A 13,839-nucleotide genomic window follows, 5' to 3' on the forward strand; every position below is an offset into this window, starting at 1 on the left:
ATGTCTTACTGCATGTCATTCATCTGCAGCAGCGGCAGTAACCAGATCTCTGCGTTCTGCGCGATTTGCTGCATTGTTTCGTCGTCGAGCGTGCGGAACAGACGCGCCAGATAGGGATCGCTTACTTCCCCCTCAATCTGCATATTTCCCTGCCAGGCCTGCAACAATTTAATACGGGCTTTGCCCTGAGTGCTGTCATCCTGCAACACCAGCCCGGATTTTTTATCATAGGAGGCCTCAAGCCAGGCCCCCCGCTCCGCAACAGCAGCAGCAGTGGCGAACACATCCCCTGCCTGTAACCCTCAATGTAGCGCTCAAGCCATTCTCTGGCCTGCTCACCCGGCAGGGGCGGGAAGCGCCACTGACTCTCTTTCCGCCCGTACATCCTGCTTTCACCCTGCCCGCCCAGCATGCAGTAAACCAGATGCTCAAGCCACAAAGAGAGCCCGTCGGTGTAGTTCAAATGTCCTGGTCGCCAGCGTAGCAAGCCATCGTCCTGCACCTGTGGCAACCAGCCGCTGAGCTGAATACCCGCCACATGCAGGTTAATTTCGCGGCTGACGGACTCTTTACGCTGTTCACGCACGCGGCTGGCCAGCTCCGCCATCTCATCCTGCTGCTCCTGCCAAAAAAGTTCGCCATAAGCCCCAAAGGGAAGATTTCCCGCCGCGCGCTGTCTGTCATACAGAGGCTCGCTGGGCTGTTCATCAATCAGCGTATTGAGCAACTGCATGTTTACCTGATAACGGCTGAGATTATCCAGCGCGAACGGCTCCGCATCAGGCAGACCTGTCTCTTCCAGCATAAAGCTCACGCCAAGCCGCTGACTGAAGAAGGCGCGGACCGGATGCCGCCAGAAGCGCACCAGCTGATCAAAGTTAAGCTCCTCCAGCTCCTGTAACGGCAGCGGCTGCATAAAGGCAGGATGCGGTACGCCGCTGGCGCTGGCAGCGGGTAACCACTCACTGGCAAAACTTCGGTACTCCGACAGCGACGAGAAATTCTCGGCGGCAAAAGGCATGCGGCTGTGCAGATGGTGAATATGCTTTAACACCCCTTCCGCGCTGCTGTCCACATCCCGCAGCCGGTCGTCCGGCAGGCAGAAGCTCTGACTGATGTATTCCACCAGTTCACTGACCAGCACGGAAGGAAATCGTTCCGAGTTATCCTGAATAGTGCGCCCGATATAGCTGATATAGAGCTGCTGCTGCGCCGAGTTAATGGCTTCCAGGAACAGATAGCGGTCGTCATCACGACGGCTACGATCGCCTTTTTTGGGTTGCAGGCTCATCAGGTCAAAGCCCAGCGGCGGAAGCGTTCGTGGGTAAACCCCGTCATTCATCCCCAGCAGACAAACCACTTTAAAAGGGACAGAACGCATCGGCATTAATGTACAAAAGTTTACCGGGCCGGCAAGAAAGCGCTGGCTGATCCTCTCCTGATCCAGACGCGATGCCAGTTCATCACGCAGGAGTGAAAGCGGGATCGCCTGCTGATACTGCGCCTGAATGCCGTGGTTAATTGCCTGGTTCCACTGCTCCTCAATCAATGCCATCGCGGCTTCGGTATCGGCATCCCCGGCAAAGAAATCATTAAGCAGTGCCCGACAAAGAGGCAGCCACTCCTCCAGCGGTCTGACAGAGGTTAACAGTGCCCGCCAGTGACGCAGGCGCATCAACAGTTCAGCCAGATTACCCGCCAGTTCGGCTATCAGCCCGCTGGATTCGTCATAGGGTAGAACGCCCTGCCAGTGCCCGCTGTCGCTGGTCATGGCATAACCCAGCAGCATCCTTGTCAGGCCAAAATGCCAGGTATGCTGCCCGGTGGGCGGAAGATCCAGATCGCGGAGGGTCTCATCGTCCAGCCCCCAGCGGATCCCGGACTCTTCCACCCAGTGGCGCAGGCGTTTCAGCCCTTCTTCGTCTATGGCAAACCGGTTAGCCAGTGCTGGCACCTCGAGCAGTGCCAGCACCTCTTCGGAGGTGAAGCGGCTGTCGGGCAAGCTCAACAGGGAAATAAACGCCTGCAGCGCAGGATGGGCCTGGCTGGCACGGCGGTCAGAAATAGAGAAAGGCAGATAGCGGTCTGAAGGCGCATTGCCAAATACCGCCTGGATAAAGGGCGTATAGGCATCAATATCCGCCACCATCACAATGATGTCGCGTGGGGAAAGCGTCGGATCGCTCGCCATCATTTGCAGCAGCCGATCCTGCAACACTTCAACCTCACGCTGAGGACTGTGGCAAAGATGGATACTGACGGACCTGTCTGCGGGATCCAGCAATCGCTTACCGACGCTGGTTTCCCACTCCTGCTGCTGCAGGCCTAATACGGCATTATCTTCCAGCTCCAGCAGGTCACGCTGCAAGGTTTGCAACAGCGTGCCAGGCTCAATATCAACAAACGCATCAATTTCCCGACACTCCATCTGCGCCAGCAGGAACAGATTATCCCGGCCCAGTTTCCCCCACGAGGCCAGCAGAGGATTACTCAGCTGCTGCTCTCCCACGTCGTTGAATAAACCCGAAGCATCCTCATGACGAAACAGCGAGCTCTCCCGCTGGTGCTCATAATGTTGCCGGCGGCGGCTCTGGAGCTTTGCCAGGAACGCATAGTCCTGAATATCGCCCCAGTAATGACGGCAGGGATTGGTAAATAACAGATGAATATCAATGTGCCTGCCCAGCGCCTGCAAAGCCTGAAGATAAACGGGTGGCAGGGCTGAGATGCCACAGATAAACACCCTGTCTGGCAGGTTTGGCGGACGCTCGCTGCTCTTCTCCAGCGTATGAATAAAGCGGGCATAAAGATTGGCACGGTGCCACTCTGGCTGTCCCAGTTCGCGCGTGTATTTCACCAGCGCGGCCCACAGAGGTGCCTGCCAGCGCTGCGCCTCCCCCAGGCCTTCTACAGGCTGGCCTTGCTCCCAGGAATTAAGCCATTCAGAACGATAGACCAGATACTGGTCAAAGAGATCCGCCACTCTGGACGCCAGCTGAAACAGCTTTCGCTTGTCCTCATCATCCGTCAGATAATTCTGCAGCAGGGTGAATTCCTCACGGGGAAGCATTTCAGGCAGCAGCGCCATCAGCTTCCAGCTCATGCTCGCTTTGTTAAAAGCACTCTCCTTCGGGATCCCTGGCAAAACGCGAACAAACATATCCCAGATAAAGGAGGCAGGGAGTGGGAACGTAATATTGGCCGCGATACCGAACTGCTCCGCCAGGGACATCTGTAACCACTGAGCCATGCCCGGGCTTTGCACCAGCACCACTTCAGACTGGAAAGGATCGCGCAGCGGTTGATTTTCAATCTGCCAGGCCGCCAGCGTCTTTAATAAATCCAGCTGATTTGAGTGGTAAACGGTAAACATGTCTGCTCCTGTTGCGGAATATCGCGTTGCGCGGACACTTTACCCGGTCCTGAGGCTGTTGCACATCGTAGCACTTTTCAGGGGATCTCTGATGGGCAGCGTAACAGCGTCAACTGCGCCTTACGCCCCAGCGGACTTTTTACCGTGGCGGTAAACAACGGACACCCCGCCGCGCCGGGCAGTTGCACAAGCGTCGTCAGCCACCCCGCGGGCTGGTATCCTTCAAAACGTTGCAGCGCATAATGCCAGGCCTCACGCTGCTGCGCCTGCCGCTGGAATCCCTCAGCCAGCGCCAGATGATACTGCATCAGCGCCGTTAAGCTGCTGCTGAACAACGCCAGCGCAACCAGCATCTCCGGCAGGCTAAAACCCTGCTGTAGCTTCCCCGGCCCCGCACTGTTGCTCCTCCGCCAGCGGGCAGTAATCCAGCCAGCCATGAGGCTGCACATTAATTTTTGTCCTTTCTCCACTTCTTACCCCCCATTGATAATGGGCTACCGTCCCTTCACCACTGTCACCGCGGAGCAATACGCCCACACTGTCAACCGCAGTCAGGCAGGCTCGCCACCCCGCCAGCACGTCATGCTTACACTGCCACCCTTTGGTGACTGGCCATGCTTGTCGGACCCCCCAACTCAGGGCAGACATGGCCAGACTGGTCTGTTGCAGGAACACCTTTTCGTCAGCAACCCGGCTCAACCCATCATCCAGTTGTTTACGGGTCGCATTGAGCAAAGCAGCGGATAAAGCCAGCAGGAGGATCACCATAATCAGTGCCCCGCTACCGCGTTGTCGTGCCAGCCTTAAACCGGAAGAGAGCGTTAACGCTGAAAGGCTCTGGCCCCACTGGCGGTGTTGAGTAAGGGGTGGGTTATTCTTCACCTGGCTCATAAATTTCCTGCCGTTATCCAGCGTTCCAGGGCGATTTTCTGTTGCGGAAAAGCCTTGGCCGAAGCGGCGATCCTCAGCCTGATCTGCTTTTCATTGCGGGTCACCAGAAAATCTTCAACCAGCACCGTAGCGGGATCGCTGACTTTCTCCCAGCCGCCTCCGGAACAGCTATCCACGCCGCGCTGTATTTCAAGGCTTCCTTCGCGAAGCCGGTAGCCATAAAGATCGCTCTCCGCATTCTCCCCCCTTCCCACCTGCCGTTGTTGTTCCCGTCCCAGCGCACCAGCAGACAGTGCCCGCTTTCTCCGATACTCAATGCTTTTCCGGCACACTCCCCCTTACAGTATCCTGCCCGACGAACAGCTTTCTCCAGCGTGGTGGCGATCAACTGAAGCTCCTCCTGCAGTTGAAACCGCATCAGAGTCTGCAGGTTATTGTATTGCAGCAAAGGAAGCATTCTGGCAGCCCCCAGCAGCAGCACGCTGCCAATTGCCAGCGCTATCAGCATTTCCGGCAGGCTGAACCCTGCCTGCCTCATGGACATGCATCCTCACAAATCCGCACGCGGCCCCGCGATGAGACAATGATATGACGCTCTCCCGCCTTGCCGGCAATCACGATGCGGCCGGGTCTGGCCACGTTGTGCCGGCCATAAAAACCCATTCCCTCCGTCAGCGACAGCAGAACAATCTCCGGCCAGGGTGCCGGAAGCATCCGGCGGGATTGAGGGGCACAGTGCGAGGGCGCGCCGCTGCCAATGCACCACAGTTGATCCTTGCTGTACCACAACAGCAGCGAGCTATTATGCTCATTGGCTTCCCCCGCAGCCTCAACAAAAAATGCTGGATCTGGCGTGCGCTGTCATTCAATCGTTGCAGTTGTTGCCAGCTTTGCCAGCCGCTAAAAGCGCCCAGCGTAAGCATACTGGCAATCATCATCACGATTAAAAGTTCAGTTAAGGTAAATCCGCGCATCCTGTTCATGGCAGCTATTTTGCTACCTGAAGAGATGACGTCCAGCGAGGGATCAGCAGAGCGTGAAGCATTTTCCAGCACGATTCAGCTGTTGCGGTGAAAGGACTTTTTTTGAGAAGAGGCTCGTAAATCAGAATGGCAGGAAGCGCAGGAGCGGAGAGATCCGCTCCTGATAACACTCAGATAGCGACCGGTGCCTTAATAGGCGGATGCGGGTCATATCCTTCGATCTCGAAATCTTCAAAGCGATAATCAAACAGGGAATCAGGCTTACGTTTGATAATCAATTTGGGTAACGGACGCGGATCGCGAGTCAGTTGCAGTTCGGTCTGCTCAAGGTGGTTGCTGTAGAGATGCGTGTCACCGCCCGTCCAGACAAAGTCTCCCACTTCCAGGTCACACTGCTGCGCCACCATGTGCACCAGCAGGGCATAGCTGGCGATGTTAAACGGCAGGCCCAGGAAGATATCGCACGAGCGCTGGTAAAGCTGACAGGAGAGTTTGCCGTCTGCCACGTAGAACTGGAAGAAAGCGTGGCAAGGCGCCAGCGCCATCTGATCCAGCTCACCCACGTTCCAGGCGGAGACAATAATACGGCGGGAATCCGGATCGCTTTTCAGCTGCTTCAGAACATTGCTGAGCTGGTCGATTTCGCGACCATCAGCCGCCCCCCAGCTACGCCACTGCTTGCCATATACCGGGCCGAGATCGCCATTTTCATCTGCCCACTCGTCCCAGATAGAGACTTTGTTTTCCCGCAGATAAGCCGTATTGGTATCGCCATTCAGGAACCAGAGCAGCTCATGAATAATGGAGCGCAGATGACACTTTTTGGTGGTGACTAACGGAAAACCATCCTGCAGATTGAAACGCATCTGATGGCCAAAAATCGACAGCGTACCGGTGCCGGTACGGTCATTCTTCGGCGTGCCTTCCTTCAGCACTTTGTTCATTAACTCCAGATACTGTTTCATTTTCCCTCACGTAATTGCTGCGTGTTTTGGCGACGATAAGCCCAAACCATCATAATCACTCCCGCCAGGATCATCGGCAGCGACAGGATCTGTCCCATGCTGATGGCATTGTCGAACAGGCCGAGCTGCGCATCGGGCTGGCGGAAGAATTCAACGATGATGCGGAAGGCGCCGTAACCAATCAGGAACAGGCCGGAAACCGCACCCATCGGGCGATTTTTGCGGATAAAGACATTGAGAATGATGAACAGCACCACACCTTCCAGCAGCAGCTCATAAACCTGCGAAGGGTGACGCGGCAACACGCCGTAGGTGGCCAGCAGTGACTGCCATTCCGGGTGAGTCGCTGCCAGCGCCACATCTTCGCTGCGTGAGCCAGGGAACAGCATCGCCCATGATAAATCGGGTGCCACACGCCCCCACAGCTCGCCGTTGATAAAGTTGCCCAGACGCCCGGCACCCAGGCCAAACGGGATCAGTGGGGCAATAAAATCAGAAACCTGGAAGAAGTTACGTTTAGTGCGTCGGGCAAACCACAGCATCACACAGATCACCCCGATCAACCCACCGTGGAATGACATGCCGCCATCCCAGACTTTGAACAGGTAGAGAGGGTTATCGAGGAACAGGGGGAGGTTGTAAAACAGCACATAGCCAATACGCCCACCCAGGAAGACACCGAGGAAACCTGCATATAACAGGTTCTCAACTTCTTCTTTTTTCCAGCCACTGCCCGGCTTGTTGGCGCGACGAACCGCCAGCCACATGGCAAAAATAAAGCCGACCAGATACATCAGACCGTACCAGTGCAGCGAGATTGGCCCGATGGAGAAAATTACCGGATCAAATTGAGGGAAAGCCAGATAGCCGTTGTTCATCTTTCACCATTTTTAAAGTCGGTGCTGGTTAGCAGGCGACGGAATGAGTAAACCAGTGCGCGCAGGGCGCTGCATTAAGGCGCGCATAATAGCACAGCCCGAATTGTTGCGACCTGGAGGAACTGTAAACTTTGTTATAGAGCCTTAGCGTCCGCCGCGGATCAAACCGCCCAGGCCTCGTCGCTCCATAAAGGAGGCAACGAGTTGACGAACGTCGGTAGCCAGCATGGCCTGAAGGCTTTGATCGGCAAGGCGGGTGGCTTCTTCATAATCAATATGATGCAACAGGTATTTCACCCGCGCCACGTTACGCCCGTTCATGCTCAGATGGTGGTAGCCCAGCCCAATCAGCACCGCTACGCAAATCGGATCGCCAGCCATCTCACCGCACAGACAAAGTTCAATACCCGCCCGTTCAGCTTCCAGGGCAATGGTTTTCAGTCCACGCAAGACAGCCGGATGCAGGCTGTCATACAAGTTAGCAACCCGCGTATTATTGCGATCCACAGCCAGCAAATATTGCGTGAGATCGTTGGTGCCCACCGAGATGAAATCGACACGCTCTGCAAGATGCCCGATCATAAAGATCATCGAAGGCACCTCAATCATCACCCCGATCCTGGGTTTGGGAATGGGATAACCCAACATCTCTTCGACTTCGCGTCCGGCACGATCGATCAGCCGCTTAGCTTCATCAATCTCGTCGATGCTGGTGATCATTGGCAGCAGGATGCTGAGGTTATCGCTGGCAACGTTGGCACGAAGCATGGCGCGCACCTGCACCAGAAAGATTTCCGGCTGATCCAGAGTCAGGCGAATGCCTCGCCAGCCCAGACAGGGATTTTCCTCGCTGATCGGCATATAGGGCAGCTGCTTATCTGCGCCTATATCCAGGGTTCGCAGCGTGACCGGCTTGTCCAGGAACAGCTGCAGCATGCCCTGATATTGCGCCACCTGCTCCTCTTCTGAAGGGAAGCCATTTTGCAGCATAAAAGGAATTTCGGTGCGGTAAAGCCCCACGCCATCAACCCTGGTACCCAGCGTTTTCTCATGTTCTGCGCTGAGACCCGCATTAAGCATCACTTTAACCGGCTCGCCGCTTTTCAGTGCGGCAGGCTGATCGACCACATCCTCGGCCAGTTTGCTCAGCTCGTTTTCTTCACTAATCAGCCGCTGATATTCCTGCACCAGCACCGGTTCAGGATCTACCAGTAACTCACCGCGATAGCCGTCCACAATCAGTAAACGACCATTCAGCAGCTCCGGCTGGATATCCGCGCCCATTACCGTCGGGATGCCCATCGCGCGGACCATAATGGCGGCATGGGAGTTAGCCGCGCCGTCTCTGACCACCACACCGGATAATCTGTCGTGCGGTAACTCGGCAAGCGTGGTTGCCGTCAGCTCATCGGCCACCAGCACAAACCGCTCGGGCCAGGTATTGGTGCCCTGCACGGTATCGTCGAGGTGGAACAGCAGGCGCTGCCCCAGCACGCGTAGATCGCCGGAACGCTCACGCAGATAGCTGTCCTGCAGGCTGGCAAACTGAGCGGCAAACTTCTCAATCACTTTTTTTACTGCCCACTCGGCTACCGATCCGGCGTCAATCTCTTCATAGAGATCTTTCTTCAGCCGGTTATCACTGAGCAGGTGGGAGTAAAGATCGAAAATGGCTGCGCTTTCTTTATGCACGCTGGCGGTGAAGCGTTTGCTGTAACGGCGAAACTCGCTGGAGGCTTCATCCATTGCCAGAGAAAGGCGCTCCCGTTCCCGGAACGTATCCAGCGTGGAGGCAGCAAAAATGTTTTCCAGTGACGGCTGGGTGGTATCGACCCATCCCTCAGCCACGGCCACGCCTGGTGCCGCCGCCAGCGCACGGATACGTGTCTGACGATACTGGCCGAACAGGGCATTAAGCTGGGATTGCGACAGTATGGTCGCCATCTGGGTAGCCAGGGTAACCAGGAAAGACTCTTCGCTTTCGTCGAACTGGCGGTGTTCACGCTGTTGTACAACCAGCACGCCAAGGAGCTGACGCCGGCTGATGATGGGAACGCCCATGAAAGAGCGGAAGCGCTCTTCTTTTACCGAAGGGATGTATTTAAAACTGGGGTGACTTTGCGCATCAGCCAGGTTGATTGGCTCAGCCAGCCGCCCCACCAGCCCGACAATGCCTTCGTCAAAAGCTAGCGCGACGGTACGACCACGCGGTTTTTTCAGACCGCGGGTCGCCATCAGGTAATAGCAGCGGCGATCGTGATCGGCAAGGTAGACCGAACAAACTTCGGTATCCATTGCCAGGCAGATTTCATTGACAAGAATATCAAGCGCCTCGGTGAGCCGGGGCGCTCCTGCCACTTTTTCCACTATTTCGCGCAGCTGTATAAGCATAATCCAGGTAGCTTAACCTCTCTTCCGTCGATAAGCAGGCATATTTCGCTGTACGCTGCTCTCCTGCAGTGGCATTACCACGCTGGCAAACTCTTTCATTACACGACGATAAACATCGCGCTTGAACGAGACTACCTGGCGAACCGGATACCAGAAGCTGACCCAGCGCCAGCCGTCAAATTCCGGCGTGCTGCTGGTTTGCATATTGATATCCGCGTCATTGCACAATAATTGCAGAAGAAACCACTTCTGTTTCTGGCCGATACAAACCGGCTTTGTGTCCCAACGCACCAAACGTTTTGGCAACTTGTAGCGTAACCAGTTACGGGTAGAGGCAAGGATGCGCACATCTTTGCGGTGCAAACCGACTTCTTCGAAAAGTTCTCGGTACATTGCCTGTTCCGGCGTTTCACCAGGATTAATTCCCCCCTGAGGAAACTGCCAGGAGTGCTGGCCAAACCTTCTGGCCCACAGCACTTGTCCCTGCCTGTTACAAATTACGATACCAACATTCGGGCGGTAGCCATCATCATCGATCACTGGACTACCTCAAACTAAAACTCGGATGTTCTGATTGTTTCATACTCCTTACAGGTGGTAAACCACTCCTTTTCGCCCTCTGCACGCGGTAAATGCGGGATAACTCTCAGGTCTGGCAGAAGTTATAAACAGAATTGGCCATAAAAGGGCGATCTTATTCACCTTTTCTGTGGATAGCTTTGTGCAGAACTCGATTAACATTTGGGGAAAACTTTTTTGGGCCCGTTGAACCGCATTTTATACCCTCTGATTAATTGCCTGTTACTAATAGGAATTATCCTGATATCAGCATTTAAATGTGGCTTTCATCTTCCTGTCACAAGCCTTTGTTCAGCCACTGGTGAAAGATCAAGCAACAGGCTTTTTATCCACAGGATATGCTGGTAAGACAGGCAAAAATCGTGCAGAAATTGGTATAACTCGCTCAGTCAAGCCTGTAAATGGAAACAGTGTTCGCCCGGAAGTCGACTTATCCCATTTTTCTGTGGATAACAGGGGGTGAGAACCTGTTCATTGCCGGTGACAAGTCGGGCATAACCTTTCAGAGCGCCCGCTGCACCGGTAAAACTGCGCATAAAAAATCATGATTTATCATGCTATTATTGCTGTTGTGCACAATCTTTTTAGCCAGCGGATATGGCCGGCACCAGAGTGGTTATTTTTTGTACAGCAACAGAGGGTTTCATGTGTCCTGAATTTGTCCCGCCTCCTGAAAATGAGAACGTCCTGCTCAGGCGCGCCCAACAGCTCGCGGGTTTTACGCTGGGCGAACTTGCTGAAAATGCCAACCTGAGGATCCCGCAGGATCTGAGGAGAGATAAAGGGTGGGTGGGGATGTTGCTGGAACGCTATCTGGGTGCCAGTGCCGGCAGTAAGCCCGAGCAGGATTTCGCAGAGATTGGCGTGGAGCTGAAAACCATTCCGGTAGATGCGCAGGGCCGTCCGTTGGAAACCACCTTTGTTTGCGTAGCTCCCCTGACAGGCAACAGCGGCCTTGTCTGGCAGACCAGCCATGTACGTCACAAACTGGCCAGAGTGCTTTGGGTTCCTGTAGAGGGCGATCGGGCCATTCCGCTGGCTGAACGCCGGGTGGGCGCTCCCCTGCTGTGGAGTGCCAGTGAAGAAGAAGAAGCGCTGCTACAACATGACTGGGAAGAGCTGATGGATATGATTGTGTTGGGTCAGGTGGAACGCATTACCGCCCGTCACGGTCAGGTCCTGCAAATCCGCCCCAAAGCAGCCAACAGTAAAGCCCTGACGCAGGGTATTGGGATAAACGGCCAGCCGATTATGACCCTGCCGCGCGGCTTCTATCTGAAGAAGACCTTTACCGGCCCCCTGCTCGCCCGCCACTTTTTACTCTAGTCCTTTACTACAGATAAGATTAGCCGGAACTGGAGATAGCAGGTTCGCGGCCGGTTGCGTATACTCCTCGTTTACTTTTCGTTTAGGATGCGATGTTCGTATGTTTGACTGGATTGCAGATCCCAATGCGTGGCTTGCCCTGGGCACGCTGACGATTCTGGAGATCGTGCTGGGTATAGATAATATTATTTTCCTCTCTCTGGTAGTCGCCAAACTCCCTAAAAATCAGCAACATAGTGCGAGGCGTATTGGGCTGGCAGGTGCCATGTTGATGCGTCTGGGGCTGTTGGCGTCGATTGCCTGGGTTATTCGTCTGACCACCCCGCTGTTTACCCTGATGGATCACAGCTTCTCGGCACGTGACCTGATCCTGCTGTTTGGTGGCCTGTTCCTGCTCTGGAAATCCAGTATGGAGATCCACGAAACCATTGAAGGTGGCAGTGAGGAGCACAGCAGCAATGTGCACTCCTTTCTTGGCGCCATCGTGCAGATCATGCTGCTGGATATTATTTTCAGTCTGGACTCGGTTATCACCGCGGTAGGGCTCTCCGATCATCTGATTATTATGATGGCGGCAGTAGTGATCTCCGTGGGCGTGATGATGTTTGCAGCCAGATCGATTGGCGAATTTGTTGAACGTCATCCGTCAGTGAAAATGCTGGCGCTGGCTTTCCTTATTCTGGTCGGCTTCACGCTGATCCTGGAAAGCTTTAATGTGCACGTTCCTAAAGGCTATATCTATTTCGCCATGTTCTTCTCAATGGCCGTGGAATGCCTCAATCTGATGCGCAGTAAAAAGACAACCGCCTGACTCTGTTCTGGCCGGCATCGCCGGCCAGTTCCTCCCGCTGTAATATCAACTTACCAATAATGTCAATGGCCCGACGTGCTTGCTCCACATTTTAGGATTTCTACTGCTGACGCTCCAGGCGAAATGGGTTATTACTAGTCATACCAGTATCCGGCCATTTTAAGGGAGCAGAGTATGAAGTATGTGTTGGGCGCAGCGGCGCTTATGTTGGCCACGCTGGTCAGTGGGTGCAGCAGTGATTATGTAATGGCGACCAAAGAAGGCAAAATGATCATGACTCAGGGCAAACCTGAGGTTGATAAAGAGACAGGACTGGTGAAATATACCGACCGTTCTGGCCATGAGATTCAAATCAACGGTGATGATGTTTCCTCCATCGTTGAGCGCTAAAATGACGCAGGCCACCCTTTAGCAGTCAGCGGGTGGCTAAGTCCGCATTTCCCGATAAATCCCCTCTTCCCCCTGCTGCAATCGACAGCTATAGTCAAATGCCGGACCTGAGCACGCACCGCGGGGCTATGCACCTCATTGCAGGGCGTCCTACAGGTTCCAGACCTTTTAAAAACGATAAAGGAAGCCGGCAAATGCACTATCACCGTATCCCCCACAGCACCCTGGAAGTCAGCAGTCTGGGGCTGGGAACCATGACGTTTGGTGAGCAAAACAGCGAAGCCGACGCCCATGCACAGTTGGATTTAGCACTTCGTTCCGGTATTAACCTCATTGATACCGCAGAAATGTATCCGGTGCCTCCACGTCCGGAAACCCAGGGATTAACCGAAAAATACATTGGCAGCTGGCTGAAAGCCCGCGGCAATCGTGAAAAAATCATTCTTGCTTCCAAAATCGCCGGCCCGGTTCGGGGCGCGGACGCTTCTATCCGCCCTAATCAGGCGCTGGATCGTAAAAACATTCGTGAAGCGCTGGATGCCAGCCTGAAACGTCTGAATACCGATTATCTCGATCTCTATCAGCTCCACTGGCCACAGCGCCAGACTAACTATTTCGGCAAGCTGAATTACGAATACGCCGAAACGACCGCCGCAGTGACGCTGCTGGAGACGCTGGAAGCGCTGAATGAGCAGGTTCGTGCCGGTAAAATTCGTTACATTGGCGTCTCAAACGAAACCCCTTACGGCGTGATGCGCTATCTGCAACTGGCAGAAAAGCACGAACTGCCCCGCATTGTCAGCATCCAGAATCCCTACAGCCTGCTGAACCGCAGTTTTGAAGTTGGTCTGGCGGAGATCAGTCATCTTGAAGGCGTGGAGTTGCTGGCCTATTCAAGCCTGGCTTTCGGTACGCTGAGCGGGAAATACCTGAACGGGGCGAAGCCGGAGGGCGCGCGTAATACGCTGTTCAGCCGCTTTACCCGTTACAGTGGCGAACAGGCTCAGCTGGCGATTGCGGAATATGTGGCGCTGGCCCAGAAACACGGTCTGGATCCGTCACAAATGGCGCTGGCCTTTGTGCGACAGCAGCCCTTTGTAGCCAGTACCCTGCTGGGTGCCACCACGCTGGAGCAGCTACAGATCAATATCGACAGCTATAACCTGACGCTGGATGAAGAAGTGATGCAGGGGCTGGAAGCGATTCATCGTCGCTACACTTTCCCTGCACCTTAATAGTGGTGAGAAACGAC

Annotated in this window: 10 protein-coding genes and 3 pseudogenes; 4 read left to right on the top strand and 9 right to left on the bottom strand. The window is 54.6% G+C overall.

What is annotated here, in order from left to right:
- Nucleotides 1-5 precede the first annotated feature (5 nt).
- The 9 genes and pseudogenes from recC to rppH form a co-directional block, all read right to left on the bottom strand.
- Nucleotides 6-3,373, bottom strand: a pseudogene (gene recC, locus VRC33_RS18125) (exodeoxyribonuclease V subunit gamma).
- A gap of 77 nt (nt 3,374-3,450) precedes the next feature.
- The gene (locus VRC33_RS18130; protein ID WP_338557889.1) at nt 3,451-3,810 is read right to left on the bottom strand and encodes a prepilin-type N-terminal cleavage/methylation domain-containing protein; all 360 of its coding nucleotides are present in this window, start codon (nt 3,808-3,810) and stop codon (nt 3,451-3,453) included.
- Complete coding sequence (locus tag VRC33_RS18135) at nt 3,737-4,264, bottom strand: DUF2509 family protein (RefSeq protein ID WP_338557895.1); 528 nt, start codon at nt 4,262-4,264, stop codon at nt 3,737-3,739. Before VRC33_RS18135 ends, VRC33_RS18130 begins: the two co-directional genes overlap by 74 nt.
- Nucleotides 4,261-4,808, bottom strand: a pseudogene (locus tag VRC33_RS18140) (prepilin peptidase-dependent protein). Before VRC33_RS18140 ends, VRC33_RS18135 begins: the two are co-directional and overlap by 4 nt.
- Nucleotides 4,799-5,247, bottom strand: a pseudogene (locus VRC33_RS18145) (prepilin-type N-terminal cleavage/methylation domain-containing protein). Before VRC33_RS18145 ends, VRC33_RS18140 begins: the two co-directional pseudogenes overlap by 10 nt.
- Before the next feature lie 170 nt (nt 5,248-5,417).
- A complete protein-coding gene (thyA, locus tag VRC33_RS18150) occupies nt 5,418-6,212 on the bottom strand; it encodes a thymidylate synthase (protein ID WP_338557900.1) in 795 nt (264 codons plus the stop codon).
- Nucleotides 6,209-7,090 carry a prolipoprotein diacylglyceryl transferase gene (gene lgt / locus VRC33_RS18155; protein WP_338557905.1) on the bottom strand — a complete coding sequence of 294 codons (882 nt, stop codon included), beginning with the start codon at nt 7,088-7,090 and terminating at the stop codon, nt 6,209-6,211. Before lgt ends, thyA begins: the two co-directional genes overlap by 4 nt.
- Nucleotides 7,091-7,234: 144 nt before the next feature.
- Nucleotides 7,235-9,481 carry a phosphoenolpyruvate--protein phosphotransferase gene (gene ptsP, locus VRC33_RS18160; RefSeq protein ID WP_338557908.1) on the bottom strand — a complete coding sequence of 749 codons (2,247 nt, stop codon included), beginning with the start codon at nt 9,479-9,481 and terminating at the stop codon, nt 7,235-7,237.
- Between the two features lie 12 nt (nt 9,482-9,493).
- Nucleotides 9,494-10,021 carry an RNA pyrophosphohydrolase gene (gene rppH / locus VRC33_RS18165; protein WP_338576808.1) on the bottom strand — a complete coding sequence of 176 codons (528 nt, stop codon included), beginning with the start codon at nt 10,019-10,021 and terminating at the stop codon, nt 9,494-9,496.
- A gap of 684 nt (nt 10,022-10,705) precedes the next feature.
- Between rppH and mutH the strand changes: the two genes are divergently transcribed.
- The 4 genes from mutH (at nt 10,706) to VRC33_RS18185 (ending at nt 13,822) form a co-directional block, all read left to right on the top strand.
- On the top strand, nt 10,706-11,386 hold the full coding sequence (gene mutH, locus VRC33_RS18170; protein ID WP_338557911.1) for a DNA mismatch repair endonuclease MutH: 681 nt from the start codon (nt 10,706-10,708) through the stop codon (nt 11,384-11,386).
- Between the two features lie 100 nt (nt 11,387-11,486).
- A complete protein-coding gene (locus VRC33_RS18175) occupies nt 11,487-12,197 on the top strand; it encodes a TerC family protein (RefSeq protein WP_338557914.1) in 711 nt (236 codons plus the stop codon).
- Nucleotides 12,198-12,371: 174 nt separating this feature from the next.
- Nucleotides 12,372-12,587, top strand: coding sequence for a YgdI/YgdR family lipoprotein (locus VRC33_RS18180; RefSeq protein ID WP_338557917.1), 216 nt, complete (start codon nt 12,372-12,374; stop codon nt 12,585-12,587).
- Nucleotides 12,588-12,781: 194 nt separating this feature from the next.
- Entirely contained in the window at nt 12,782-13,822 is a 1,041-nt protein-coding gene (locus VRC33_RS18185) for an NADP(H)-dependent aldo-keto reductase (protein WP_338557922.1), read from the top strand.
- The last annotated feature ends 17 nt before the right edge of the window (nt 13,823-13,839 follow it).

This window comes from Erwinia sp. E_sp_B01_1, assembly GCF_036865545.1.
In the GTDB taxonomy this organism is placed as follows: domain Bacteria; phylum Pseudomonadota; class Gammaproteobacteria; order Enterobacterales; family Enterobacteriaceae; genus Erwinia.